Raw genomic sequence first — 26,412 nt, 5'->3', positions numbered from 1 at the left:
CTCCCTGCATCATTCCTTTGACTGCTGTATCCGTCAGCATTGTCCTTTTGACTTCATCCTGAAGTTGTCCTGTGGCCTTCCTGACCCGTCAGTTCATCCTGTCCTGACTCTCAACATCCATCCTGGAGGGGTCCATACCTTCTTCCTGAAGGGGTCCTTTTCGTCGTCCTGACCAGCAAACATCCTGTTTACTGTTTTGCCGTTCCTCGGCATTCCCTTCACAGTCCCTGTTCGATATACCTTCCTGGCACACCGGCCTCATCCTGAGACTACCCAAATCCTTGGCTATGTTCCTGTTCCGTTCCGTCAGTTCCTTCCGACACCAGTAAGATTACGTTTTTCACTGGCCAAAACCAGTGATCGATGACTCACTTTTTTACATCGATATATCGCACCATCAGAATGAGACAGGTTAAAACAATAAAAATCAAATACTTAACTTCATTTAAAGGGAGATTTACCTGCGATTTTTAACCATATTTCCCACACGCTTGTGAGAGATCTCTTACAAAGTGAATCGACAAAATGGAAATCGATGTCTCCTGACCTCACCCAAAATCAATTTTCTCTATACTTAGTGGATGACGCCTTTCAACCATTCTTTGCGCCCGTCGCATTTTTGCCATGGAGTATACAATGGAAACGTTTGAACATAACCTCGCTTCGCTTTTCAGCCAGTTAGGGCTGAATAATTCTAAAGAATACATCGATAACTTTCTCGAGGAGCACTGTCTGGAGCAGCATGAACAATTAACGGAGGCCCGGTTCTGGGAGCCGTCGCAACAAAAATTCCTGCGCGAATCCTATGAACAGGATGCCGACTGGTGTGAAGTCATCGACCAGCTTGATGCCATGCTGCGCAAATAGCCCTGAACTAAAAGGCATTGGCGGGGGGGTTCGCCTATGTGGAGTGTTTACCGCCAATTGCCTCACTCAGAACTGAAATCGCTGAACAGCCCCTTATCAAAAAGACCTTCTCTCTGGATAACGCCTTCCGGAATGAAGCTGGGCAGCTGACACGAAATCAGCGACAATAGCCGCTAACACGGTCCAAGCCAGCACAGAGCATCACCGTACTGAACAATACACTACAGAGCTAAGGCTACACAGAAAGGATACACAATGTCAGAGAACATCACGCAGACGCTGACAAACGTCATTGATAGCCTGATTCAGGAAGGGAAAGAGCCCTCGGTCGCATTGATCAAAGCCCGGCTGGCAGACCCACTGCCCATGCCATTGATCATCAAGGCCCTGCAAAGCTGGAAAACCAGCGCGCGGGTGCCGAAAATTGAAAAGCTCGCGGCACCGCAAAGTGCTGATGCTCGCATCAGCCAACTGGAACAACAAGTGGCTGAACTGACAGCCCGACTGGAAAAACTGGAAAAGCGCGGTTAACCGCGCTTTTCTTTTGGCTTCTTTTGCCCGAACGGCGCTACTGAAAATCCCACGACAGATTTGAAACAATCCGGCAGTCATCACATTTAAACAGGAAGATACCATGCAGTGGCTCAGCCTGACGCCATTCGCCATCGCATTTCGGACACCGGCGGCTCAGCTCGCTTTCGAGGCTGACTCCTCCCACCCGGTACTGATAGTAATAGGTCGGGATCTTTGTCATGAATTCAATACGCCCGCGAATATCCCAGCCGCGCCGGAACAGATCGCTGTCAGCATCACGAATCTCATGCAAGGCCGCATGCTCCGCTTTACACCCGCCGGCCATTTGCAGTTCATCACAGGCCTGCCATTCGGTCTGCCATTTCACCACGGCTTTATGGTCACCGTTGAGCGTGGCGTCCGGTAGCCGGTACAGCGGGATCGGCATCAGTGTCTCGCCACAGCGCAGTGGCGAACAGGTATGAACATATGTGGTGTAAATCACCTGCCATGACGGCGTGAAATTCTCTGCAGCAGCTTCGGAATTGAGATCGCGCCCCAGCAATTTCACTTTCGGGGCCAGCAAACTGGCCTGACTGAGGCGGTTCAGGCTGGCTTTGACCTGCGGACTGTGGAAATTCGAATGCATACTGTCCTGCTCCGGACACACGGCGCGCACTTTAAAAATGCCGTCATCCATCACAATCGGAAACTCCCGCCCCAATACCTGACCATTGTAGCGCAGGGCATCCATCAGGCCATTGATAGCCATATCGACCGCAGACACGGTCGTGTTATCGAAACATTCAAACTGCAGCTCTACTACGTACATCGATCAACCTGCCTTTACTACCGGCTCAAGTGCACGCAAAAAACTGGTTAAGTCAGAGGCCAGCACTTCGCGTTCATCTTTGCCCAAGGTTTCGACTACCACTTCCCCGGTCAGGTTACACACCGAAATCACCTGATTTTCGGCCTCCATCGCCCCAATAAAAACCGTCGGCTTCAATTTTAGGCGACGCTGTGTCACCAGATGCCCCAAAATATTTTCCTGAAGGCGCAGTACATCGTCGTCATTAAAGGCCTGCAGCAAATCAAACTCGACCGGGCCACCGACCGCCGAAAAACGGGCAGCCATGTCTCCGCTGAATTGCGCGCCGTAAAATGCAACAATGTCTTCGTGCAGACGCAATTCGATACCTTTTTCGACCGCGGCCAAATCACCTACAGGCTGACGCGCGACCGGTTGCCAGGATACTTCATAGCCGTCATCAGCCCGCGTACACGGTGAAGCGAGCCCGACCAGATCCTCGCTCCGGGGAAAACCTTGATCGGCGTCACACCATGCTTGTAAAAACCGGGAAGAAAACTCAGATAACGCCTCCGCAACCGGATGATTCATTCGCAACCTCTCAAAAGATTCAGTAAACTTTGGCTATTCTAATCCAAGTGTGTCCAGGACAGTATGAGCAAATATCAAGACGCAAAAGAATTAGCCGGTTTGACCCTAGGTAAAACGACGGAATATAAAGATCAGTATGACCCAAGCCTGTTGCAACCGGTACCGCGTAGCCTGAACCGTGATGACCTGGCCCTTGGCGACAGCCTGCCGTTTACCGGCTACGATATCTGGACGCTTTACGAGCTGTCCTGGCTGAACAGCAAAGGGCTGCCACAAGTCGCTATCGGTGAAGTTCGCCTGCCGGCCTCCAGCCCGAATCTGATTGAATCCAAATCTTTCAAGCTGTATCTGAACAGCTTTAACCAGACGCGCTTCGAGAGCTGGCAGCGAGTGGCAGATCAGCTTCAGCAAGACCTGAGCAACTGTGCCGGGGCTGATGTTGATGTCACCATTCAGCCACTGACTGATTTTGATGATCAGCAAATCGTCAACTTCAGCGGCCAGTGCATCGATGAGCAGGATATCGAAATCGACAGCTTCGACTTTAACCCGGCGTATCTGGAAGGAGCAGCCGAGGGCGAAATCGTGACAGAAGAGCTGCACAGCCACCTGCTGAAGTCCAACTGCCTGATCACCAGCCAGCCGGACTGGGGCAGCGTGCGTATTTCTTACAAAGGTAAGCAAATCAACCGTGAAAAGCTGCTGCGCTACATTGTGTCCTTCCGTAACCACAATGAATTCCACGAGCAGTGCGTTGAGCGCATCTTCACCGACATCATGAAATACTGCCAGCCAGAGCTGCTGACGGTTTATGCTCGCTACACCCGCCGTGGTGGACTGGATATCAATCCATATCGCACCAACATGGGCAAAACCCCAAGCGACAACTTCCGCATGGCTCGCCAATAAGCGGTGAGATCGGCGATAAGTCCGGCAAACTCGAAGAGTTTGCTGGACTTGCTATGCTAAGCCATTAATATGGAGTGAACTGTTTCACTGGGTTTCTGAAAGTATGTTTCCTCGCCGTTGGCTGATTCCTTACCTGTTTCTCTGCGTCACATCTCTGGGTGCACAGGCCAAAATCTTCACTACGCCATTACTGGCGGAGGCCAACGATTTGCTGCCGCTGAGCCCGGAGCAATCCCTTGAGATCACCGACCGCTATCTTGCCCAGCGCCGTCTCAGTACGCCCAAAGAAACCTCGCGCGTACACATCAATGATGAAACCGATCACACGATTCGCACCCCGCTGAGTACCGTCAATGCCCTGCAAATCAAAGCGCAGGCCTACTCCCTGCTCAACCAGATCGATGCGGCGATGCAAACCATCAAAGCCGCGGAAGCGCTGGCCAACGAGCACGCCCTGACGTTCAGCAGCCTGGAAAGCCAGCTGATCCACGCCCGAATTTTCTGGGAAAACCTGAAAAACAGTACTCTGGCGCTCAAGACACTCGACGCCATTGATCAACAGCTGACAGATAGCCGCCACCTGATGATGGACAGCCAGATCAAACGGCTGCAGTACGACTCGCTGATGCAGCGCGCGGTGATCGAATCTCACACCGGACTGGAAACCGAAGCCGAAAAGCGCTTTTTGAAAGCCAAACGCTTTCTGACCGAGCTGGATGATAAACCCGAGCAGATCCACTACCAGCTGGTCGTCGGCAGACACTACCTTGAGCATGACCATTACGAGCTGGCGCTGGATCGCCTGCTGAGCGGTTACTGGCTGGCTGTGGAGCTCGACGACAAACCGCAGATCGCGATGGCGAACTACGAACTGGCCACCCTGTTTGAACAACGTAAGGTGTTCGACAAAGCGCTCGAACACGCAACTCAGGCCGGAGACTTCTTTGAACACTACCAGCGTACCCTGCCGTTGGCACAAACCCTGGGGCTGATTGCCGACATCTACGAGCAGCAAGGGCGCTACAATCTGGCGCTGGTGCACTATTTCAACGCACTGGATCAGGAAAACCAGCTCAAGCATGAAGTGCGCTCGGCGCAGCTGCGCCTGAGTATCGCTCGGGTTTACCTGCAGTTGTACAACTACCCGAAGGCAGAGCAATACCTGCACCATGCCCGTCTGATGGCGACCCAAAGCGGCAACGACAGCATCCTGACTGATGCCCAGCTGCTGCAGGGGCGGCTGGAGCTGGCCGAAGGCAAAACAGACAATGCCATTTCCACCCTGCAAAACGGCCTGATCGCCGCCAGCCGTCTGGGCAACCGTGAGCTGCAAATGGAAGGCGAACAGCTGTTGTCACAGGCCTTTGAACAGAAAAAAGACTACTACAATGCCCTGCTCAGCCAGCGCCGCTACGAACAGCTGTTCAGCACCAAGCAGCTGGCTCAGGTTGAAAGCAACGTGGAAGTCTTCAAGCAGCAGCAACGCATGCTTGAGCGGGCGCTGCACCTCGAAGAGCTGGAACGCCAGAAGTTTGATAGTGAGAAAGCCCTGTACAAACAACAGAAAGTGACCGTGTTTCTGCTGTCAGTGCTGGCTATTACCATCATTATCCTGCTGCGCCGTCACCGCACGGCGAAACTGCTGACCTCACGGCTGATGCGGCTGCGTACCGAGTTTTACACCCATCCCCGCAGCGGGCTGCGGAATCTGCGGATGTTAACCGTTAAGCTGCCGAATTCGCTGCAGCAAAGCAGTGCCAACTTCGAACAGTGGCACTTGGGGGAAATCATCAGCGAACCGCTGAGTGACCGCCTGCGCTTTGCCCTGTTTGAGGTGCCTTTCCTCAAGCATATCTACCTCAAGCACGGCTACCAACAGGGACTGGAGCTGGAACGTCAGTTCGGCGAATACCTTAAAAAACAGGTGTGTGAACCTGCCAGGCTGTACCACTTCTCCGATGCCATGTTCCTCTACATCGAGCCCAATTCACGCCTGGACTCAGCACCGGAGCAACTGGCCAATTCCCTGCAAGAACTGGTTGACCGGTTTGTCGAGCAACGACACATTGATAACCGGGTACGCATCGGTATGGCGGAGTACCCGTTCCTGCCCCGCGCCTACACCGCAATCAACGATCATGAGCTGCTGGATATCCTGCTGATGGCCACCAATGCCGCGCGCGAACTGAGCAAACTGGAGTCCGGCAGCCAGTGGGTTCACCTCAGTGCCATCAACGCCGCACCGGCCGCCAGTTTTGCCAGCGATAATATTCGCCGGGCGTGCATCCAAGGTATTGATAATGGGCTGGTAAAAGTGCAATCTTCATCCCGGCACGAAATATGCTGGAATGATGATCACGTTTCTGACAAAAATGTCAGTTAAGGGTGTGAATTTTCCAGCGCAATGGCCGATAAATCATGGCAGTGAAAAGTGGATTTGCTAGCATGATACTTGCTTGACCACAATTAACCCCATGATAAGCAATGAGTTTGACATTGAGTACAATGTGACGACCACCGTGACTGATTTGAATGCCGTAGCTTCTGAAGTGAGTAAATTAAAGCTACGTTTAGACCAAGCTCAACTCTCCTACCGGGATGCTGCTTTAAAATCACGCCGGGAAATTGTCATATTAAAACGTTTGATCAGCCGCCTCTCCGCCGCCTGTCGCGGGCTGGATCACGAGCTGGATCAGAAGCTCATCGCGCTGCGTCAGGAACTCGAGCAAAATCAGGACATCAGCAAAATTTTACCGCGCCTGGCCGTGGTTGAGCGTCTGGTTTCCCGCCTGGCCAATTTTGCCGAGCGCGAAAACCAGGATCTCAGCCGCCATATCAGTCGCAGCAGTGAAGTTCTGCATCAGATGCACAGCCTGCCGGCCCAGCTCAAACGGGAACTGACCCAGGCGCTGTCGCAACCGGGAGAATCCCTTAGCCAAACCCACCAGCAAGTCTATCGCCTGCTGGCGTTTTATGAACGCGCCGTTAAGCTGCTGTCAACTCAGGAGTCAGATGCCAGCCAGACGGCGGTGGATTTGGATGTTCAGCTCAAACTCACGCATGACCTTCAGCATCTGATCACTGAACTGGACTTCGACGGTGAAACCGGTGACAAGCTACAAACCATCCGCAATCGTCTGCTGACTGGCGTGACTCCATCTGCCCTGCTGGAAATTGTCTTGGATATCCTACGGCTAGTGCTTGATGGCACCCATCAGGAACGTCGTGCGTCGCAACAGTTCCTCGACAATGTTCACGGCGAGCTGGCCACCCTGCAAAAAACCACCCAGCAGAGCGCAGAGCAAAGCCAGACCATATACGAGCACCGCAGCGGCATGACCACGGAGCTGGCCGATCTCGCCCAACAGATCCGTACCGGCCTGAAAGAACGGCAGAGTCTGGACAGCTGGCGGCCGGAGCTGACGGCTATGACCAAGGAACTGCTGATTCTGGCGGAACGTAACCGGGCTCTGGAAAAACGGGAGCAGGCGCTGCTAGAGCAACTGCACTACAACGAATCCAAGATCATCAGCCTGTACGAGCAAACCCAGGATTACCGGAAACGCCTGCAGGATCAGGAACAGCGCATGTTCCTGGATAACCTGACCCGGGTGTACAACCGGGCAGCTTTCCACGACCGGCTGAACCACGAATACCAGCGCTGGCTGCGCAATCAGCACCCGCTGTGCGTCGCGCTGGTCGACATTGATGAATTCAAGAAGATCAACACCTCCTTCGGCCATGCTGCCGGTGACAAGATCCTGAAAATCATCGCCCGCGCCATCCGCCAGCAACTGTCGCCGACGGATTTCATCGCCCGTTTTTCCGATGACGCTTTCATGCTGATCCTGCCGGAAACCGACGAAGAAACCCGCAATAAACGGTTGGGTTGCATACGTGAAGCGATCGTCAAGCTTCCCTTCCGCTTCCGGGACAAAAACGTCACCATCAGCGTATCAATTGGCGCGACGCTGTTTGAGGCCAATGATACGCCGCCGGATATTATCGAGCGGACAGAAAAAGCCCTAATCAGTGCCCGCAGTGCCGGAAATAACCGGATCTTGTGGATTGCCTGACATTTTTCTTCTGCTAAATCAGCATCCTGCTTGTCATTTCTGGCAAAATCGGGCAACACTGTGTATGGTTGTTTATATATCAGTCACTTAATTACCCCTGCACGTCAGGCACACAACACGACTGATCCCTTGGAAACAGAATGTCCGTACCCTCCGGTAAGCCATCTGCTTTCTTCCGGCAGTCTTCACCCTTTCTTCCTACAATGAATTAATTGTGATGACCGCCGCCTCATCATGACCAGGGAGGTAACCATGATCACACATATCAACCCAGTAGGTACCATGGACCTGCTGTCACAACACGAAGTCGACCTGCTGAAAGCGACCGCCTCCAGCGATATCTATCGCCTGTACCGTAACTGCTCGCTGGCCGTACTAAACTCCGGCAGCCACACCGATAACTCGAAAGAGCTGCTGGAAAAACATAAATCGTTTGATGTGAACGTCATGCGACGTGAGCGCGGCATCAAGCTCGAACTGACCAACCCGCCGGAACATGCATTTGTCGACGGGAAAATTATTCGCGGTATCCAGGAACATATGTTTTCGGTACTGCGTGACATCGTGTATGTGAACGTACACATCCAGCAACGACGCGATCTGAACCTGACCAGCTCACCGCACATTACGAACTTTGTGTTCAGCGTACTGCGGAACGCCAAAACCATTCGCTCAGGTGAAGACCCGAACATCGTTGTGTGCTGGGGCGGGCACTCCATCAACCCAGTGGAATATCAGTACACCCGGGAAGTCGGCAGTGAACTGGGGCTGCGCGAGCTGAATATCTGTACCGGCTGCGGCCCGGGTGCAATGGAAGGCCCGATGAAAGGCGCTGCCATCGGCCACGCCAAACAGCGCTACCGAAACAGCCGCTTTATCGGTCTGACCGAGCCGTCGATCATCGCCGCCGAGCCGCCAAACCCGATTGTGAACGAACTGGTGATCATGCCAGATATCGAGAAACGTCTGGAGGCCTTTGTCCGGCTCGGCCACGGGATCGTGATCTTCCCCGGCGGGGCGGGTACAGCGGAAGAGCTGCTCTACATCCTGGGGATCCTGATGGAACCGGCCAATGCGGATCAGCCTTTCCCGGTTGTACTGACCGGGCCGAAGGAAAGTGAGGCCTACTTCCGAACCCTGGACAGTTTCGTCCGTGACACGCTGGGCGAAGCCGCAACCAAGCACTACCAGATCATTATTGATGATCCGGCCAGGGTTGCCCGAGTAATGAAATCGGCTATGCCGATCATCAAAGAGCACCGTCTGGCCACCGGCGATGCCTACGGTTACAACTGGTCACTGGCCATTCCACCGGAATTCCAGCTGCCGTTTGAGCCGACCCATGAATCCATGGCCAGCCTGGATCTGCACATGAACCAACGTCCGGAGCATCTGGCCGCGAACCTGCGTCGGGCGTTCTCCGGTATCGTTGCTGGTAACGTCAAGGAAGAAGGGATCCGGGAAATTGAGCGCAAAGGCCGGTTCCAGATTAACGGTGACCTGTCACTGATGAAACGCATGGACAAATTGCTGAAACAATTTGTGGAGCAGCAACGGATGAAGCTGCCGGGCAGCCGTTATGAACCCTGCTATGACATCATCACCGCTGCCCCGCCGATTGCCAAATGATCGTCGGTAAGCCAGTGTCATCACCCGATTCCCCGTCCGTTTAACCGCTCGGGCGGCATTGCGGTTGAGACCACCCGCCATCCATGCGTACAATAAAGGGCCTGAAGGCCCTTTTTTCTATTCAAATGGTTAACGCATGTCGTCGATCCACCTTGTCGTTATTGATGCCCTCAACCTGATCCGTCGGGTTCACGCCGCCCAACCGGGCGAGCCGGATGTCCGGAATACTGCCAATGTCTGTTGTCAGGCACTGGGAAAAATCATCCAGATGAGCCAGCCGACTCACATTGTTGCCGTGTTTGATCACCACGGTGACGATCGGGGATGGCGGGCACAGTTGCTGCCGAACTACAAAGAAGGCCGTAAGCCCATGCCGGAAGAGCTGATGCACGGCATGGAGCTGATTCAGGATGCCTTCATGGCGATGGGCATTGATTCCCTACTGTCAGACGGGGACGAAGCGGACGATCTGGTCGCCACTCTGGCGCTGAAAGTGGCGTCTGGCGGTCATCAGGTAACCATTGTCTCGACCGATAAAGGCTATTGCCAGCTACTGCAGCCTACCTTGCGCATTCGGGATTACTTTCAGCAACGTTGGCTCGACAGCCCGTTTATTGAAAAAGAGTTCGGCGTAAAGCCCGAGCAACTGACCGATTACTGGGGACTGGCCGGGATCAGCTCCAGCAAAATTCCCGGCGTGCCGGGCATCGGGCCAAAAGCTGCGGTGGAACTGCTTACCCAGTATCCGAATCTGGAAGCCATTCTGGCTGCCGATAACCTGCCGACGAAATGGCAAAAAAAAATAGCGGCCCACGGTGAGCAGGCTCTGGCTTGTAAACAGGTGGCCAGTCTGAAAACAGACCTGCAGCTGGGTTTTAACCTGCAAGACATTCGCTTTCAGCCAGCTACCACGGCAGATGCAGAAACGTAAAAAAGGCGCTTAACAGGCTGACGCTGAAAACCACCTCTGCCTGGCTTTTCCCACGCACAAAAAAAACGCCATCACAATGATGGCGTTTTTTTCAGGTTCAGACTCAGCTCATAACATCACGTGTCCGACCCAACCGCCTGTTTGCAAGCGATTGGCCACAAGACACAATGCTGCCGTGACCAGCCGGGCCGTTAATACGGCGCGCGGTTATCAAGGCGCTGGATGTGCACCGTGATTTCTTCACGGTCATGATACAGGTGCTTGGCTTGCAGCTTGAATTTCACCCCGTTTTGGATCAGATACAGTTTCAGGTTTTCGATGTCCTGCAGTACCTCATCGTAGCGACCTTTCATTGGCAGCTTCAGGTTGAAAATCGTCTCTTTGGCCCAGGCTTTAATCAGCCAGTCACCCATCAGGTGCGCCACGCGAGCCGGTTTTTCCACCATATCACACACCAACCAAGTCACGTTCTTACGCGGTGGCTCAAACTTGAACCCGTCAGCTTCGTGGTGTTTGACCTGCCCGGTATCCATCAGGCTCTGTGCCATCTGACCGTTATCCACCGCATGGACAAACATTGAGCGTTTCACCAGCTGGTAAGTCCAACCGCCCGGACAAGCGCCCAAGTCCACCCCCCACATGCCGGATGCCAGACGCTCATCCCACTCTTCACGCGGAATAAACACATGGAAGGCTTCTTCCAGCTTCAGCGTCGAACGGCTTGGCGCATCTGACGGGAACTTCAGGCGTGGGATGCCCATGAAGAACTGAGAGTTATTGTGCGAGTAGGAATACCCGACATAACAGCAGCCCGGAGCGATAAAGCACAAGTGCAGAACCGGTTTCTTGGGATTGTCCTTGGTATACAACACGCCCTGCTTACGCAGTGCCTGACGCAGCGGCACGGTAAACTTACGGCAGAACTTAAGCAGCTCTTTCGCTTCATTGGTATCTGGTGTTTCCACCCGCAGATCGCCACAACGCGGGAACGCTTCGACCTGCTCAAGGATCGGCGAAATACGATCATCCGATGGCAAAGCTTCAAGCAGAGGCATGACGGCTACCATCTGACGGGCAAAAATCAGCTCAGAAAAAGGCTGGCGCTGGATGAACGCATCCGCATCGCCCGGCTGATAAAACTCGAACAGAACAAAACCGGAGTTATTCTTTACCCGCGGAAAGCCAAACAGCTCCAATACATTGGCTTTATCCTGAACTTCACCGGCACATTCCTTCTCGAAACCGGGACGGCAGTACAACAGAACGTGATTCACATTCACCCCTTACGCTGATCGCCAGGCTGCCACAGCAAGCACCACCCAGCCAATTATAAAACAGACTCCTCCCATCGGCGTGATGGGCCCCAACCACTTCATTCCGGTCAGCGCCAGGCCATACAGGCTGCCACTGAACATCAGAATACCCGCGATAAAAAACAGGGCCGCGTATAATACCGCTTTTGAAGGAAGAATGCGTGCCAATATTACACACCCGATGACAGCCAGGCTGTGCCAGGCCTGATACTGTACGCCTGTCTTAAAAATATCGAGCAGATTCGGGTCCAGACGCGCTTTTAACCCGTGGGCCGCAAATGCCCCCAATGCCACAGCGACAGCACCGCTCAGCGCCGCCAGCACCAGGATCCAGCGACTGAATTGATTGTTCATTTATCCTCTCCCTGCAACACATTCCTTAATAAATTTTGCCAGCACACCCACCGCCTGTGCCAGATTACCGGCTTCAGTGTGACCCGATACCTTGCGCGGTTTAAAGCTGTGGTCGCCGTCCGGCAGAAAAGCGGTTTGGACACATTCGGCATACTGCCAGCCTTCCACTTCTTCGCGGGTACCAAAGGTATCGCGTTCTCCCTGCAAAATCAGAGTCGGGATCGCGATAGTCTGCAAGTGATCCCCCCGGAAGTTTTCCGGTTTCCCCGGCGGATGAAACGGAAAGCCCAGACACGCCACGCCGCTGACCAGCGCCTGGCAGTCACTCACATCCGGAGTCTCGGCGGCAATCTCAGTCACCATCAGGCTGGCCATACGCCCGCCCATCGACTTTCCACCAATCACCAGCGGACCATCCGTAGCGAAAGCCTGGATATGGCGCTGAAAATCCAGCAATAGCTTAGGCTGGCGATCCGGTGGCCGCTTCTTGCCGTCGTCACGCCGTTTCACCATGTAAGGAAAATCAAACCGGACGACCCGAATCCCGTGCAGGGTCAGGCCCTTGGCAATAGTCGTCATGAACGCATGATCCATCCCAGCTCCCGCGCCATGGGCAAACAGAAACGTCGCTTCATACTGCCCGTCGGCGGGCAAATCGATTAAATACTCTGACATAATACTTTCAGTTAACTGCGTTGAGCTTTATTTTTGGTTTTTGTGTCTTTGTGCTTGGTTTTTTGATTATTCAGCTTCCGCGACGTCCGGCAGGTCTTCCTGCTCGCGGGCCGCTTTCGCCAGTACCCAGTCACGGAAAATTTGGATCCGGCCGGTTTCCGCCTGACGCTCCTGACACACCAAGTAGAACGCATTCTTACTCATCAGCACTTCATCAAACGGGCAGACAAGACGCCCGGCTTCCAGCTCCGGCTGCGCCAGCACATTGTTACCCAGCGCAATCCCCTGACCATGGGCCGCCGCCTGTAACACCATCGTAGAGTGGCTGAAAATCGGCCCCTGATTCACATTGGTGCCGTGGATGCCGTGGTGACGAACAAAATTTTTCCACTCTTTGCGGGACGTATCGTGCAGCAGGGTATGGTATTTCAGGTCGTCAAGTGAACGCAGCGGCTTGGTTCCGTTGAGCAGCATCGGCGAACATACCGGCAGCAGAAACTCCTGATACAGCTTATCAGCACGCAAACCCGGCCAGTTGCCACGCCCGTAATAGATTGCCACATCCACATCTTCAGTCAGCGAACCTTCATCCAGATCTACCGCTTTAATCCTGACATCAATATCAGGATGTTGCTCATTGAAATCGGCCAGTCGAGGTACCAGCCACTGAATCGCAAAACTAGGAGGTAAACTAATGGTTAATGCGCCTTTTGCACCACGTTCCAAAACCTTGTCGGTCGCATCTGAAATGGCTGAAAAGATATCTTTGATGTCGAGGAAATAACTCTGACCTTCCTCGGTCAGTAGGAGTGAGCGGTTGCGACGACGGAATAATTTTAGCCCCAAAAACTCCTCGAGGGCTTTAATTTGGTGGCTTACCGCCGCTTGTGTGACAAATAACTCTTCCGCGGCGCGGGTAAAACTGAGATGGCGGGCAGCCGCTTCAAAGACTTTTAAGGAGTTGAGCGGTGGCAGACGTCTAGACATACTTTTCCTGCATTAGTTTTTTTTATGGGAAACATTATAAATTGTCCATTGTTCAAGTGCTACATAAACCATATGATTCACCCCGCAACGGTGAGGGAGGCCAAGTTTTTCGCCCTCAGGCACTTTGGCCTCAGCATAGTTGCGATGTTGTGTTTGCATATTATCCGGGTTGTTCCGGATGGGTAGTCAATCTACCGATTTTACTTCCTGTATTTTTGACCTGTCTGTCAAAATTCATTCTTGGCACTGCGCCCCAACGCAGTGCTTTTTTTTGATCCTCAGATCCGAATCACGACCCGTTATACTGTAAGCAACGGGAGAAACACTTGCTCTTACTGTGATTTAACCGCATGATCTCCCCCCTTGTCTAATTGCAATGTGACACACCATGACTGCCCAATTTGATATCAATGACATCCGTCAGCAGTTCCCGGCGCTTGCCCAGGAGTGTAACGGTCAGCCGCTGGTTTACCTCGACAGCGCGGCGACGGCCCAGAAACCCCACCTTGTTATCGAAACCATCCGGCAGTACTACAGTGGCCACAATGCCAATGTTCATCGCGGCAGTCATTCCCTGACCGCGGCTGCGACCGCCCAGTTTGAACAGGCCCGCGAAACGGTTCAGCAGTTTCTGCATGCCGCCAGCAGCAAAGAGATCATCTGGACCCGCGGCGCAACCGAGGCGCTGAACCTGATCGCGCAGACTTATGCCCGCAATACCCTGCAGCCGGGCGATGACATTCTGGTCAGCGAGCTGGAGCACCACGCCAATATCGTGCCGTGGCAAATTGTGGCCGAGCAAACCGGTGCCCGGGTGGTCAAAATTCCGATGCGCCCGGACTGTACCCTGGATCTTGAGGCCTACCACACGCTGCTGACCCCACGAACAAAAATAGTTGCGGTTGCCCATGTCACCAACGTGACCGGCACCCGAAATCCGATCGAGGCGATGATTACTGCGGCTCATGCGGTCGGGGCTGTGGTCGTGGTCGATGGCGCGCAGGCCGTGGTTCACGAAACCATTGATGTGCAGGCACTCAATGCTGACTTTTACGTCTTCTCCGGCCATAAAATGTTTGCTCCGGCCGGTATCGGCGTGCTGTACGGCAAGCAGGCCCTGCTGGAAGCCATGCCTCCCTGGCATGGCGGCGGCAAAATGGTCGAAAAAGTCACGTTTGAGGGTACGACCTTCTCCGCGTTGCCGGGCAAATTTGAAGCCGGTACCCCTAACGTAGCAGGCAGCCTGGCGCTGGCCGCAGCGATCAAGTGGCTGAATAACCTGGATCGCGACGCCGCCGAGCAGCATATTCAGGCTTTACGCCAGAAAGCACTCGATGGCATCAAGGATATAGAAGACCTGCGAATTATCGGCCTGCAACCACATGCCAGCCTGTTTTCGTTTGTGGTCGACGGCGTCCACCATCAGGATATCGCCACCCTCCTTGATCAGCAGGGCATCGCGCTGCGTGCTGGTCATCACTGCGCCCACCCGATGATGGATGCACTCGGACTGTCCGGAACACTGCGGGTGTCACTGGCGCTGTATAATACTGAAGAAGATGTAGAACGTTTTATTGCTGCGCTGCACAAAACGTGCAGCCTGCTGTAGGAGAATGCCATGACTTTGCCGACTCACCCTTTTGGCCGCGAAATCACAGCGGACAGCATCAGCGCCCAGATGGCGGCAGCCAGTGGCTGGGAAGATCGCTACCGGACCGTGATTCAGTTGGGTAAACAACTGCCGGCGCTGCCGGAAGCGCTCAAGCAGGATCAGCTGAAAGTCAGTGGCTGTGAAAGCCAGGTTTGGTTGGCCCACCAGCAGGATGCTGGCGTTTTTCACTTTGCTGCTGATTCCGACGCACGTATCGTGCGGGGTCTGATTGCCGTGGTACTCGCCGCCTATGACGGAAAAACAGCCGCGCAGATCCAGGCATTCGACATCGACAGCTATTTTGACAGCCTGGGGTTGATGGCGCACCTGAGCCCATCACGCGGCAACGGCCTGAAAGCCATCGTTGAGCAGATCAAAGCGCTGGCCACAGCGTAATTAACACAATCGGGGACTCTCACTCATAAGGGCTATCGCTCACAGGGCCCCCTGGCACTTGGCCGCCGGTACTGATCTCTGGATACAAAAAAGCGAGCACCTCGGGGGCTCGCTTTTTTATTTCTATAGCTTCATTTCTGTCGCTTCATTCCTGCGGCTTCATCCTTGCCGCCTGACTTTACCGCAGCCACTGATTAGCGGTGCTTTTCAATCAGCTTTTGCAGAATTCGGGATACCGCCACGAAACCAAATGTAGCCGTTACCATGGTGGCTGCGCCGAAGCCGCTGGCACAATCCATGCGCTTAGGTCCTTCCGCCGAGGCTTTGGCATTGCAAACCGTGCCGTCCGCCTGCGGGTATTTGAGCTGCTCCGTCGAGAACACGCACTCAATCCCGAACTTGCGATCGGTATTTTTGCTGAAGTTATAAAAGCGGCGCAGCATGTTACGGATTTTTGCCGCCAGCGGGTCCTGAATGGTACGAGACAAGTCAGCCACCTGAATCTGGGTCGGATCAACCTGGCCACCGGCACCACCTGTCGTGATGACCTTGATCTTGTTTCGCTTACAGTAAGCCAGTAGCGCCGCCTTCGGCTTCACGCTGTCAATCGCATCCAGTACATAGTCAAAACGGCTGTCGATGTACTCCGGAATATTTTCCGGGGTAATGAAATCATCAATCAGGTTCACCTGACACTCCGGGTTGATCAGCTTGATGCGATCTGCCATGACTTCAATCTTGCTCTGGCCGACAGTGCCTGTCATCGCGTGGATTTGACGGTTAATATTGGTCACACACACGTCGTCCATATCAATCAGGGTCAGTTCACCGACCCCAGAACGCGCCAGCGCTTCTGCCGCCCAGGAACCCACGCCACCGATACCGATCACGCAGACGTGCGCCGCCCGCAAAATTTCCACTTCGCTGTTACCGTAGAGACGGCGTGTTCCGCCGAACCGCTGGTTATAACTGTCTGATGCTGGGGTATCTAGTTCTCGCATGGCCTGCTCGCGCTCTGTTCAATCGTTCATACAGAAAGAGTGCGATTTATACGCACTCTTTCTGGAATTGTCCAGCGCCGCCGGACCAGTGACACGACTGAACGCCGTCGCTAGTTTGTCTGCCACGGTTGCTCAGTAGCCGTGTCCTGCAGACCCAGCTTCCAGACCCGGCCAAAGTGCTTGTAATGACCGGCATCAATGCCTGCCTGATTCCCCATCCCGTGGTACAGGTCGAGGTGGTTTTTCTTCACCGCACCGCCGGTATCCAGCGCCAGTAATAATTTCAGCACATGTTTACCGTTCCAGTTCCCTTCTTCATCCAACTGAGGCACTTCGGCCAGCAAAACACTGCCCATCGGCAGATAGTCACGATCAGCGGCGACCGAGGCATGTGCCAGCAGCGGAATGCCTGCCGAGCCAATCACATCCAGGTTGTCTTTCGGTTTGAAGAACACATACGACGGATTTTGCTCCAGCAGCTCACGGGCTGTCTCTTCATCCTGACGGCTCACCCAGTCAGCAATGGCTTTCAGGGACATTTTCTCTTTCGGTACTTCGCCCCGCTCGATCAGAATACGACCGATACTGACATAGCGGTGGCCATTCTTACCGCTGTACGCAAAATACTGCAGCTCATCGTTGTCCTCGTAATGGACGAACCCGCTGCCCTGCACCTCCATCATGAAGACATCCAGCATGGAAGCACTGTAGCCCAGCTCCAGCTCCTGTCCTGCCAGAGCCCCGGCGTAGATTTCCGACCGACTCGGACAGCGGGACGGGCACTCAGGCATCGCATACACCGGGTAACGGTAGGTTTCGTCCGGCGTATGGCGTAATTCAATCACCGGTGAAAAATAACCGGTGAACATCACATTCCCCTGGCTGTCCCCACCGCCCATCTGAGCGATCTGAATACCGTAATTCGCCAGCTCTTTCGGATCACCGCCTTGTGCAACCCACAGCTGAATCTGGTGATACAGCGACTGGTACTTGGATGCCATGCGCGGTGAGCGTTCTATCACCTTTTCCGCCTGAGCCTGGAACTGGCTGTAGTCGCGGGATTTATCCGATTCCACAGTTTCAACCCGGTTCAGTATCTGATTGAACTCACCGTCAAGATACTGCTGTCCCCGTTCTGTCGGCTTGGCACACCCGGCCAGCCCTAATATTAAAAGCGCAATGGTTGCTTTACGAAACACTGTGAAACCTATGATACAGAGTTGATAATAAATGTAGCGAGTCCCCAAGTTTACCCAGCTCGCAGGTGAAACCCAAGGCACTTTGCTCAGATGTCTGATTGTGGCGGATCCGGCTGCAGAAAATGTCAGCCTTCTGTTGGTTTTCGGTTCATTTGCTGTGCCACGCGTTTCGTGCTTGCATCTTGACCAATATGACACTACTGTCATATTTGTGTCACATTTGTCAGCTTTAATAAAAACGTCACACAAACGTCATCTGAACCAACAGGGAAGGCACCATGAACCAACCGCTCAAAATAGGGAAAGATACCCTTCTGGACATTAATTCTGTCGAGTATCAGTGGATTCGCAGTCTCGCCAGCGACGGTAACTCACCGGGACAAATCAATGATGTGATTCAGCGCTGCCTGGGAGGAAATCCGGATCTGGCCGATACGATGCGCCAGGTGGCTATGCGCCAGGTGCCAATCAATCAACTGCTCCGTTGCCTGACCGCCATGCCGGAGCGCCCATAAGTTCAGGCATCGTCAGAGAGTGTGGCGCAGCATCAGCGCCTGACGAGAAAAAGCAGAAGTGTAATGTGCCGGTCGCTGACGAATCAGCTGATCAGCCAGAAAGGTATAAGTGTACGTTTGTTCACCCAGTGTGTATTCCAGCACATGGCCATCCCACTGATAATGGGTATTCACCTGACGGCCATCAACAAAAATTCCACTCGGACGCACTTCAAAACTGTCTGCGGCATAGGGAGCGACCTCTTGCTCTGTCCACACCCCGAAAATATCCGGCAGTGGTTCAGGCTGAAACATTTTTTGCTCAAGCTCTACGCCAAATACCATCGTACCCAACAAAATCAGCCCACCTATCCAATACCGGCGGGATGTTGTTTTTTGGGGCACAGGCGATGAAGACGGACGCGGTTCGGACATACTGACAAACTTCTTACTAATCTGCTCTCACTATGAACGTAATTTTCCGGCATGAATGACGAACTCTGTCAATAAACCTTCCTTTCGGAGGCTGACAAAGCGCAACAGAACAACGACGGTACACATGCCACCAATGGAATTTTTATTGACTTAAAACGCATAATCATTAATAAATTGGTGACATACCGATTCGCTAATCGTACCTGAATACTACGTCCATCATACCGGCTATGGCTGTCACGCAGCCGCAAGGAAGTCACCGTGAAGATCAGAAGTACCGCCCTGGTGAAAGGGTTTCGCCAGTCAGCCCCCTATTTGCATGCCCATATTGGCAAGACCATTGTCATTATGCTGGGCGGGGAAGCCATCGCTGACAGCAATTTCCCCAATATAGTCAACGACATTGCCCTGCTGAACAGCCTGGGGTTACGGATTGTTCTGGTGTATGGCGCTCGTCCCCAGATTTCCGCACTGACCGAGCAGGTCGGCTATCCGACCCCTTATCATAAAGGCATTCGCATTACCGATGAGCGGGCGCTGGAAATTGCCAAGCAGGCTGCCGGTCAACTGCAGCTGGATATTACCGCCCGCTTTTCGATGGGCCTGAATAATACCCCTATGGCAGGTGCCCAGATTCACGTGATCAGCGGCAACTTTATCATCGCCCAGCCATTGGGGGTTGATGACGGGATTGACTACGCCCACAGCGGCAAAGTGCGCCGGATTGATATTGATGCCATTCACCGCCAGCTGGATCAGGATGCCATTGTGCTGATGGGTCCGATTGCCAGCTCAGTGACCGGTGAATGCTTTAACCTGACCTCAGAGGAAATTGCCACCCAGCTAGCCATTAAGCTCAATGCGGACAAGCTGATCGGGTTCTGTTCCGAACAGGGCGTCCTCAGCACCGAAGGCGAAGTGATCTCCGAAATGCTGCCAGCCCAAGCCGAGCAGGTTCTGCAACGGCTCATTGCCGAACAGACTGACAGCTCAGGCACCGGCCGCTTCCTGCGGGGCGCCATTACCGCCTGCCGGGCCGGCGTGCCGCGCAGCCACCTCATCAGCTACAAAGAAGACGGCGCCCTGATCCAGGAGCTGTTCTCGTTTGACGGCATCGGTACCCAGATCGTCATGGAAAGTGCCGAACAGGTGCGCCGGGCCGGTATTGATGATATTGGCGGCATCCTGGCTCTGATCCGTCCGCTGGAGCAAGACGGCATTCTGGTCCGCCGCTCCCGAGAGCAACTGGAGCAGGAAATTAGTCAGTTCACCATTATTGAGCGGGATGGTCTGATCATCGGCTGCGCGGCCCTTTATCCTTTCCCGGATGAGAAAATGGCAGAAATGGCCTGCGTAGCGGTTCATCATGATTACCGTGATGGTGATCGCGGCGCCATCCTGCTCAGCCAGATTCGTCTGCAAGCCCGCCAACTCGGACTGCGCCAGTTGTTTGTGCTGACCACCCGCAGCGTACACTGGTTCCGGGAGCAGGGGTTCACCGAATCCAATGTCGATCAGTTGCCGATGGCCAAACAAGCGCTGTATAACTTCCAGCGCCGCTCCAAAATCCTGATTCTGGATCTGTAAGGCGACCACGGACGCTGCCGTACTAAATCAAGCCATGTCAGAACCCGAACACCCCAAATAAAAAAGCCGGCATTACGCCGGCTTTTCACATTATCGCTGGGGCACACTCAGCAAAGTGGCCAGCCCGCTTGCCCGTTCGGTACGCAGCCGCACCGCCCGGTGCACCACTTCCGGCGTCGCAAACAGAGCCAGGCGGCTTTTTGCCCGGGTAACCCCGGTATAGATCAGTTCACGGGTCAGGATCGGGCTGTAATCCGGCGGCAGTACCATCAGGGTATCCGCAAACTCCGAGCCCTGCGATTTGTGGATGGTCATGGCATATACCGTCTCATGATCCGGCAAGCGGCTTGGCAACACCGAACGAATCGTTTTATCCGGCATCTCAAAATACACCCGCAAACGCGGTTCACTGCCCGCCTCCGGCTCGGCCTCCAGCATCGTGATCCCGATATCACCGTTATAAAGCCCCAGACCGTGATCATTCTGGGTGATCATCACCGGGCGCCCTTCGTACCAGACGTCTTCGGAGCCGCACTTGATTTTGTTGTTCTTCTCCAACATCCGTTCGATGCGCTGATTCAGGCCGGTCACCCCGAAGTCCCCTTCGCGCAGGGCGCACAGCAACCGCACTTTGGCGAACTGCGCCAACACCACATCCGGAGTCTGGCGCTCAGCGATGGCATCCAGGTAGTCGTAATAAAAAGTCACCGTCCGGTTGAGCAGCGTCTGATAGCTCTCGCTACTCAGCGGATAAAAGCTGATATCACGAAATCCCTGCTGCCAGACTTTTTCGACCTGCGACGGCTGGCCGCTGTTTATGGCCTTTGCCAACTGCCCAATCCCGGACTGGGCATGGAAACGGTAACTTTTTTGCAGCATACACAAACTGTCGTTCACCACACTCTGCACGTTTCCCGCCGCAAATCTGAAACCGGTAAGGGCACTCAGCTGCTGACTCTGGGTCTGGCTGTAGCCCTGTCCGGCAAACGCACAGATGTCCCCCAACACCGCGCCGGCCTCGACCGAAGCCAGCTGATCCCGATCTCCGAGCAGAATCAGTTTGGCATGAGGCGGCAGCGATTCAAGCAGCCGTGCCATCATCGGCAAATCCACCATCGAGGCTTCATCCACCACCAGCACATCCAGATGGAGCGGGTTATCACGGTTGTGACGAAACCCAACCCGGTTCGGAATCGCGCCCAGCAATCGGTGAATCGTACTCGACTGCGTCGGGATATGAGATTTGACATTCTCACCGACCGGCAACGATTTCACCGCAGCACCGATGGACTCGGTCAGGCGGGCGGCCGCTTTGCCCGTCGGCGCCACCAACTTGATATCCGGCATCACCAGATTGCCCTGTTCGTCCCGCTCATCTCGGTGCAGCGCCTGCGCCACCAATGCTGCCAGCAGTTTGGCAACGGTGGTAGTTTTACCAGTACCCGGTCCGCCGGAAATCACCGCAAATTGCTGGGTCAACGCCACCGCCGCCGCCACTTTCTGCCAGTTCAGGCAGGCAGCCAGCGGCACTAAAGTATCCAGCCGGGCCAGCGCCGCCACGTCAGTAGCGGACTGCAACACCTGATCAATCGCCGCCCAGTCAAGCAATTCGGGGGCGACCACATCGAGTTTGTCGCAAACTTCCTGCTGACGCGCCTGTGGAGTATTCGCCTCCCCGTCCAGCGCGCTCAGTGCCTGATGCAAAAAACGGTAATCCCGGGCAAACAACTCATTCAGCTGTGCCGCCATTGGCGCAGCCAAAGCCTGCGAGGCTGAGTCAGCCCGCGCTTGATCTACCACCATGTGATCTGCCGCACTGGCAGCGGCATGGCGCAGATAACCGGCCACACGTTGCTCAAACTGCCAGTATCGATTGAGGTAAAGACGGTTTTGCGCCAACACCAGCGGTGTCGGCGCGCTGCCGTCAGAGACGGCCGGTGAATCGGCCAGCTGTACCACCCAGGAGTCAGGCGAAGCCACGTCCCCCAGCAGTTGCTGGCTGTGTTCGGTCGGCAGACCAAACAACCGCTGGACATCCACCTTATCCAGCATCAGGCAGACATGCCCCTGACCCAGCTCGTAGCTGGTCAGGGCTGACGCCAGCGCCAACAGCGCATCATCCAGCCGCCCGGCGGATTGGCAGACAAACTTGGCAAACTGATAATCCAGCGCCCGCAGGTGACCCTGCCGGGCCAGTTTTTCTAGGCGGTTAAGCATCCAGAGGTTCTCCGTCGATCAGGGCTTCCATGTCAGTCAGCAACGCCAAGCTAGGCCGGGCATGGAAAATACCGCTGTCACTGTCGGCTTTCACACCACGCAGGAACAGGTAATACACGCCACCGAAGTGGGTGTCGTAGTCATAGTCCGGCTTCCGGGATTTGAGGAACCGGTGTAGCGCCAGCGCATAGAGCTGATACTGCAAGTCATAACGGTGCTCAGCCATGGCTTCTGCCAGCTGCGCGCCACGGTAACGCTCCGGATCATCTCCCAGCCAGTTCGATTTCCAGTCAAGCACGTAATAACGGCCATCATGCTCAAACACCAGGTCAATAAACCCTTTCAGCATCCCGCTGACGGTGGCAAAACCCAGCTCTCCCGCTTTGGCAGACAGGCTGTCATGGCGGGCAATCACTTTATTGAGCAGCGGCGCCGAAAGCAGGGTAATCGGCAGCATAAATTCCATTTCAGTCAGCCGCTGCGATGGCTCCAGAGCACCAAGCCGCAGGGTGTCGCCATCCAGCGGACAGTTCATCACTTCCGCAATCAGGGTCTGCAGAACCGGCAGCCATTCTTCGTCATAGTTCTCCAGGCGCAGCAGTTCAAGAATCGCCTCGCGGGTTTCCGCGCTATCTGCCGGTGCCGTAAACTCGATGTTTTCGAACAGGCTATGAAGGAAGGTTCCCGGGCGCGCGCCTTTCGGGAAGGTAAAAATGGATCGCGCGGGTGTTGCCGCTAGCTCACCGTCTGCCAGCGTTTCATCCCCGGACGAGTCTGTATCAAACCCCGGCAGCTCAAACGAGGCATCCACATGGCTGTGGCCTTGTTTGATCAGCCCCGAATAACTGGTGATCCACCAGCTTTTCTCAAACTGGCTGGTGAACGTTCTTGGCTCCAGAGCCGGCGGGGTGTCATCGCTCGGCTGCCAGATATCTTCCGGCCGCTCCGGCGGCGAGACGACCGCCATGGCCGGATTTTTCCCGCACACGGTCGCCAGTGCCGCCGCCAGCTCAGCCGGGCCTCCCTCTTCACCGTTTTGCACCAGCCAGCCAATAGCGGTGTGGTGCAGACCGGTAGGCGCTTTGGTACTGCGGCCGTTGCGAACCGGCGCCATGCCGATATAGCAGCCGTACACAGCCCGGGTCAGGGCAACGTATATCAGGCGCAGGTCTTCCGCCAGCCGCTCTTTTTTCGCCAGCGTCAGGCTCTCTTCCGCACCGGTAATATCCAGCACGGCCTGCTGAGTCTGTTCATCGTGGAACAGCGCGGTGTCAGTTTCGCGATAGCTGCAGGCAAACGGCAGGAACACCAGGTCATATTCCAGACCTTTTGATTTGTGAATCGTGACGATTTGCACCAGTTTACGCTCCGACTCCAATCGCACCTGCTGCTCATCGACATTGCCGTTCGGGGCTTCAATGTGCTCGGCCAGCCAACGCAGCAACGCATGATCGCTGTCAAGGGTCTGGCTGGCTTGCTGTAACAGTTCACCAATATGCAGCAAGTCTGTCAGCCGACGCTCACCGCCGTTTTCACTCAACAGCCGCTCCGGGATCTTCCGCGCCGTCAGCAGATGGCGCAGCATCGGCAAAACGCCCCTGCGCTGCCACAGTTTGCGGTATTCACGAAACTCAGAAACATACTGCTCCCACTTGCCTTCATCGGCATTGAGCGCATCCAGTTCACCGATTGTCAGCGCGAACAGCCCGGAGGCCAAGGCGGCACGCAGGGCGCGATCATCTTCCGGGGTCAGCACCGCCTGCAGCAGACGCTGCACATCCGCCGCTTCGTTACAGGCGAAGACACTGTCGCGATTAGACAGGTACACACTGGCGATCCCCTGTTGGGCCAGCGCTTCTTTGATCAGCGCTCCTTCCGTACCGGTGCGCACCAGCACCGAAATATCACAGGCTTCAATGGCGCGCGAAGGCTCGCCACCGTCAATCAACGTGGCTTTGTGTTGTTGAGCCAGGGTCAGGATACGCTGAATTTCCGCAGCGGTGGCTCGCGCCATTACCTGCTGGTATTCCCCTTTCGACACCGGTTGGTCGGCCTGCTGGTGCCAGAAACTGACCGCCGGCTGTCGCTGTCCGTCCAGCGCCCAGCCGCGCTCCGCCGCTTTCGGGCTGTGGCTGACCGGCAGGAAGGTGATGTCCTGATCGTATATAAACGGCTTGTTCGGGTGCTCAAAAATCCGGTTGACCGCCGCCACCATTTCGGCAGTGGAACGCCAGTTGATGCCCAGCGTGTAATGGGCGGACACCTGCCGCCGCGCTTTGATATATGTAAAAATATCGGCTCCCCGGAAGGCATAGATCGCCTGCTTGGGATCGCCGATCATAAACAGGCCGCAGACATCAGGTTCTGCGGGCAATGCTGTTTTTGCAAACTCGGCGTTTTCTGCAGACTCGGCGCTTGGCTCCCCGGCGGCCTGAGCGGAATCACCATAAACGGTATTGAAAATGCTGTATTGCAGGGGGTCGGTATCCTGAAATTCATCGATCATCGCGACCGGGTACTGACGCCGGATCCGGCTCGCCAGCATCCCCTCATCATTGCTGAGCGCAGCAGCCAGCTGGGTCAGAAGATCGTCAAACGCCAGCCAGCCTTTGCGCTGCTTGGCTTCAGTCAGTAGCTGACGGCATTCCTGAATAGCGTGAGCCAGCAGTGGATCCCGGATGGTCGGCGGGTTGGCAAGCAGCGCACTGATAGCCTCAAAAACCACATGGGTCGGCACCTCCCCTTTCGCGGTTTTCTCCGCCAGCTCTTGCTGATCAAACTTGGCCAGCGCCTTGGGCAGGGCGTATCCGGTGTTATCCTGATTCGCCCACTCGCTGACTTCCGCCAGGGCTTTAGGCAGGCTGGTTTTGGTATAACTGCGTTTATTGACGCCGGAGTTGGCGATCAGGTCGTGAAAATCCCCAGCATGCTCCCGCCAGAGCTGCTTCACCTGATTGATTCGCGCCAGATTGCTGTCATGCAGAGCCTGCAAGCTGTCGCCGAGCGCCGGTGCCCGGACTTCAACTTCCGCACCGGACAGGAAGGTGTTGATCGCCCCCAGCAGAGCGGCCGGTGTTTTCCAGTGCCGACGTACTTCTTCTGCCAGCGTGCGCGGCAGCGGATAAAAGTTCCGGCGCCAGTAGTCGGCCACCACCTGCGCCCGCAACTGGCTTTCTTCGGTAATGAATTCGTTATTGAACAGGCTGCCGGACTCAAACGCATTTTGCGTCAGCATCCGCTGACAAAAACCGTGAATGGTATAGATAGCAGCTTCGTCCATCTGCCGCTCGGCCTGCAACAGGATCGCTGCGGCCGCCTTATGATCCGGCAGATCTTCCAGCAGCGGAGCGATCACCGGATCCTGGCTGGTACCACGGCTGAACGCCACTCTGGCATCATGAATACGGCGACGGATACGATCTCGCAACTCGGCAGTCGCCGCTTCGGTAAACGTCACCACCAGAATCTGATCCACTGTCAGTTCACGGGGAAAACGGCTCTGACTGTCCCCATGTCCCAGCAGCAGGCGCAGGTACAGGCTGGCAATGGTGAAGGTTTTACCGGTACCGGCAGAGGCTTCAATCAGCCGGTTGCCGTGAAGCGGAAAGGTCATCGCTTCCAACGGCTCCGGTGTCGTTGTCATCGTTTGTTGAGTCATAGAATACGCAGATTCCCGTGCTGGAACCCAGCCACGTTTTGTAAACAAAGCCGTGCCCGTTCCAGATATTTTTTTGTGAACTGGCCCATATCCAAATAAAAATATCGAATATCGCCAC

22 protein-coding genes are annotated in these 26,412 nt (G+C 54.9%); 11 read left to right on the top strand and 11 right to left on the bottom strand.

What is annotated here, in order from left to right:
* Positions 1 to 636 precede the first annotated feature (636 nt).
* Positions 637 to 867, top strand: coding sequence for a DUF2789 domain-containing protein (locus FH974_RS03025; protein WP_047883191.1), 231 nt, complete (start codon positions 637 to 639; stop codon positions 865 to 867).
* A 255-nt stretch (positions 868 to 1,122) separates the two neighbouring features.
* Positions 1,123 to 1,398 carry a hypothetical protein gene (locus tag FH974_RS03020; protein ID WP_047883192.1) on the top strand — a complete coding sequence of 92 codons (276 nt, stop codon included), beginning with the start codon at positions 1,123 to 1,125 and terminating at the stop codon, positions 1,396 to 1,398.
* 37 nt (positions 1,399 to 1,435) lie between these two features.
* Here FH974_RS03020 and FH974_RS03015 read toward each other — a convergent pair whose 3' ends face one another.
* Together FH974_RS03015 and syd are read right to left on the bottom strand one after the other, a co-directional pair.
* Positions 1,436 to 2,212, bottom strand: coding sequence for a Zn-ribbon-containing protein (locus FH974_RS03015; RefSeq protein ID WP_047883193.1), 777 nt, complete (start codon positions 2,210 to 2,212; stop codon positions 1,436 to 1,438).
* 3 nt (positions 2,213 to 2,215) lie between these two features.
* Positions 2,216 to 2,782 carry a SecY-interacting protein gene (gene syd / locus FH974_RS03010; protein ID WP_047883194.1) on the bottom strand — a complete coding sequence of 189 codons (567 nt, stop codon included), beginning with the start codon at positions 2,780 to 2,782 and terminating at the stop codon, positions 2,216 to 2,218.
* A 63-nt stretch (positions 2,783 to 2,845) separates the two neighbouring features.
* Here syd and queF point away from each other — a divergent pair, with 63 nt between their 5' ends.
* From queF to xni, 5 genes are all read left to right on the top strand, one after another.
* A complete protein-coding gene (queF, locus tag FH974_RS03005; protein ID WP_047883195.1) occupies positions 2,846 to 3,691 on the top strand; it encodes an NADPH-dependent 7-cyano-7-deazaguanine reductase QueF in 846 nt (281 codons plus the stop codon).
* A gap of 103 nt (positions 3,692 to 3,794) precedes the next feature.
* A complete protein-coding gene (locus tag FH974_RS03000) occupies positions 3,795 to 6,074 on the top strand; it encodes a tetratricopeptide repeat-containing diguanylate cyclase (protein WP_047883196.1) in 2,280 nt (759 codons plus the stop codon).
* A 73-nt stretch (positions 6,075 to 6,147) separates the two neighbouring features.
* Entirely contained in the window at positions 6,148 to 7,767 is a 1,620-nt protein-coding gene (locus FH974_RS02995; protein ID WP_242551848.1) for a sensor domain-containing diguanylate cyclase, read from the top strand.
* Between the two features lie 252 nt (positions 7,768 to 8,019).
* On the top strand, positions 8,020 to 9,396 hold the full coding sequence (ppnN, locus tag FH974_RS02990) for a nucleotide 5'-monophosphate nucleosidase PpnN (RefSeq protein ID WP_047883197.1): 1,377 nt from the start codon (positions 8,020 to 8,022) through the stop codon (positions 9,394 to 9,396).
* 136 nt (positions 9,397 to 9,532) lie between these two features.
* Positions 9,533 to 10,327 carry a flap endonuclease Xni gene (gene xni / locus FH974_RS02985; RefSeq protein WP_047883198.1) on the top strand — a complete coding sequence of 265 codons (795 nt, stop codon included), beginning with the start codon at positions 9,533 to 9,535 and terminating at the stop codon, positions 10,325 to 10,327.
* A 191-nt stretch (positions 10,328 to 10,518) separates the two neighbouring features.
* On the opposite strand, the gene rlmM is transcribed toward xni, so the two are convergent.
* The 4 genes from rlmM to FH974_RS02965 form a co-directional block, all read right to left on the bottom strand.
* On the bottom strand, positions 10,519 to 11,601 hold the full coding sequence (gene rlmM / locus FH974_RS02980; protein ID WP_047883199.1) for a 23S rRNA (cytidine(2498)-2'-O)-methyltransferase RlmM: 1,083 nt from the start codon (positions 11,599 to 11,601) through the stop codon (positions 10,519 to 10,521).
* A gap of 9 nt (positions 11,602 to 11,610) precedes the next feature.
* Complete coding sequence (locus FH974_RS02975) at positions 11,611 to 11,994, bottom strand: DUF423 domain-containing protein (RefSeq protein WP_047883200.1); 384 nt, start codon at positions 11,992 to 11,994, stop codon at positions 11,611 to 11,613.
* Complete coding sequence (locus FH974_RS02970; protein WP_047883201.1) at positions 11,995 to 12,669, bottom strand: alpha/beta family hydrolase; 675 nt, start codon at positions 12,667 to 12,669, stop codon at positions 11,995 to 11,997.
* 66 nt (positions 12,670 to 12,735) lie between these two features.
* Positions 12,736 to 13,656 carry a transcriptional regulator GcvA gene (locus FH974_RS02965; protein WP_047883202.1) on the bottom strand — a complete coding sequence of 307 codons (921 nt, stop codon included), beginning with the start codon at positions 13,654 to 13,656 and terminating at the stop codon, positions 12,736 to 12,738.
* Between the two features lie 388 nt (positions 13,657 to 14,044).
* Here FH974_RS02965 and csdA point away from each other — a divergent pair, with 388 nt between their 5' ends.
* The gene (gene csdA / locus FH974_RS02960) at positions 14,045 to 15,265 is read left to right on the top strand and encodes a cysteine desulfurase CsdA (protein WP_047883203.1); all 1,221 of its coding nucleotides are present in this window, start codon (positions 14,045 to 14,047) and stop codon (positions 15,263 to 15,265) included.
* 9 nt (positions 15,266 to 15,274) lie between these two features.
* Entirely contained in the window at positions 15,275 to 15,703 is a 429-nt protein-coding gene (csdE, locus tag FH974_RS02955; protein ID WP_047883204.1) for a cysteine desulfurase sulfur acceptor subunit CsdE, read from the top strand.
* A gap of 194 nt (positions 15,704 to 15,897) precedes the next feature.
* Here csdE and tcdA read toward each other — a convergent pair whose 3' ends face one another.
* On the bottom strand, positions 15,898 to 16,704 hold the full coding sequence (gene tcdA / locus FH974_RS02950; protein WP_047883205.1) for a tRNA cyclic N6-threonylcarbamoyladenosine(37) synthase TcdA: 807 nt from the start codon (positions 16,702 to 16,704) through the stop codon (positions 15,898 to 15,900).
* 110 nt (positions 16,705 to 16,814) lie between these two features.
* Positions 16,815 to 17,903, bottom strand: coding sequence for a murein transglycosylase A (gene mltA, locus FH974_RS02945; protein WP_047883206.1), 1,089 nt, complete (start codon positions 17,901 to 17,903; stop codon positions 16,815 to 16,817).
* A gap of 278 nt (positions 17,904 to 18,181) precedes the next feature.
* Between mltA and FH974_RS02940 the strand changes: the two genes are divergently transcribed.
* Positions 18,182 to 18,418, top strand: coding sequence for a hypothetical protein (locus FH974_RS02940; RefSeq protein WP_047883207.1), 237 nt, complete (start codon positions 18,182 to 18,184; stop codon positions 18,416 to 18,418).
* 12 nt (positions 18,419 to 18,430) lie between these two features.
* Here FH974_RS02940 and FH974_RS02935 read toward each other — a convergent pair whose 3' ends face one another.
* Positions 18,431 to 18,754, bottom strand: coding sequence for a DUF2850 domain-containing protein (locus FH974_RS02935; RefSeq protein WP_242551847.1), 324 nt, complete (start codon positions 18,752 to 18,754; stop codon positions 18,431 to 18,433).
* Positions 18,755 to 19,093: 339 nt separating this feature from the next.
* Here FH974_RS02935 and argA point away from each other — a divergent pair, with 339 nt between their 5' ends.
* A complete protein-coding gene (argA, locus tag FH974_RS02930) occupies positions 19,094 to 20,419 on the top strand; it encodes an amino-acid N-acetyltransferase (RefSeq protein WP_047883209.1) in 1,326 nt (441 codons plus the stop codon).
* 90 nt (positions 20,420 to 20,509) lie between these two features.
* Here the strand turns inward: argA and recD are convergent, their stop codons facing one another.
* On the bottom strand, positions 20,510 to 22,636 hold the full coding sequence (recD, locus tag FH974_RS02925; protein ID WP_047883210.1) for an exodeoxyribonuclease V subunit alpha: 2,127 nt from the start codon (positions 22,634 to 22,636) through the stop codon (positions 20,510 to 20,512).
* Positions 22,629 to 26,294, bottom strand: coding sequence for an exodeoxyribonuclease V subunit beta (recB, locus tag FH974_RS02920; RefSeq protein WP_047883211.1), 3,666 nt, complete (start codon positions 26,292 to 26,294; stop codon positions 22,629 to 22,631). The genes recD and recB overlap by 8 nt, the downstream gene beginning before the upstream one ends.
* Positions 26,295 to 26,412 lie beyond the last annotated feature (118 nt).

It is taken from the genome of Photobacterium ganghwense (assembly GCF_017329545.1).
GTDB lineage: Bacteria > Pseudomonadota > Gammaproteobacteria > Enterobacterales > Vibrionaceae > Photobacterium > Photobacterium ganghwense.
The sequence above is the reverse complement of the archived record's forward strand: the minus strand, read 5'-3'. Positions and strand labels throughout refer to the sequence as shown.

What these genes read in the sequence shown, in the direction of transcription:
- FH974_RS03025 (WP_047883191.1), top strand. Translation starts at nt 637, where the DNA reads ATGGAAACGTTTGAACATAACCTCGCTTCGCTTTTCAGCCAGTTAGGG.
- FH974_RS03020 (WP_047883192.1), top strand. Translation starts at nt 1,123, where the DNA reads ATGTCAGAGAACATCACGCAGACGCTGACAAACGTCATTGATAGCCTG.
- FH974_RS03015 (WP_047883193.1), bottom strand. Translation starts at nt 2,212, where the DNA reads ATGTACGTAGTAGAGCTGCAGTTTGAATGTTTCGATAACACGACCGTG.
- syd (WP_047883194.1), bottom strand. Translation starts at nt 2,782, where the DNA reads ATGAATCATCCGGTTGCGGAGGCGTTATCTGAGTTTTCTTCCCGGTTT.
- queF (WP_047883195.1), top strand. Translation starts at nt 2,846, where the DNA reads ATGAGCAAATATCAAGACGCAAAAGAATTAGCCGGTTTGACCCTAGGT.
- FH974_RS03000 (WP_047883196.1), top strand. Translation starts at nt 3,795, where the DNA reads ATGTTTCCTCGCCGTTGGCTGATTCCTTACCTGTTTCTCTGCGTCACA.
- ppnN (WP_047883197.1), top strand. Translation starts at nt 8,020, where the DNA reads ATGATCACACATATCAACCCAGTAGGTACCATGGACCTGCTGTCACAA.
- xni (WP_047883198.1), top strand. Translation starts at nt 9,533, where the DNA reads ATGTCGTCGATCCACCTTGTCGTTATTGATGCCCTCAACCTGATCCGT.
- FH974_RS02975 (WP_047883200.1), bottom strand. Translation starts at nt 11,994, where the DNA reads ATGAACAATCAATTCAGTCGCTGGATCCTGGTGCTGGCGGCGCTGAGC.
- FH974_RS02970 (WP_047883201.1), bottom strand. Translation starts at nt 12,669, where the DNA reads ATGTCAGAGTATTTAATCGATTTGCCCGCCGACGGGCAGTATGAAGCG.
- FH974_RS02965 (WP_047883202.1), bottom strand. Translation starts at nt 13,656, where the DNA reads ATGTCTAGACGTCTGCCACCGCTCAACTCCTTAAAAGTCTTTGAAGCG.
- csdA (WP_047883203.1), top strand. Translation starts at nt 14,045, where the DNA reads ATGACTGCCCAATTTGATATCAATGACATCCGTCAGCAGTTCCCGGCG.
- csdE (WP_047883204.1), top strand. Translation starts at nt 15,275, where the DNA reads ATGACTTTGCCGACTCACCCTTTTGGCCGCGAAATCACAGCGGACAGC.
- tcdA (WP_047883205.1), bottom strand. Translation starts at nt 16,704, where the DNA reads ATGCGAGAACTAGATACCCCAGCATCAGACAGTTATAACCAGCGGTTC.
- FH974_RS02940 (WP_047883207.1), top strand. Translation starts at nt 18,182, where the DNA reads ATGAACCAACCGCTCAAAATAGGGAAAGATACCCTTCTGGACATTAAT.
- recD (WP_047883210.1), bottom strand. Translation starts at nt 22,636, where the DNA reads ATGCTTAACCGCCTAGAAAAACTGGCCCGGCAGGGTCACCTGCGGGCG.
- recB (WP_047883211.1), bottom strand. Translation starts at nt 26,294, where the DNA reads ATGACTCAACAAACGATGACAACGACACCGGAGCCGTTGGAAGCGATG.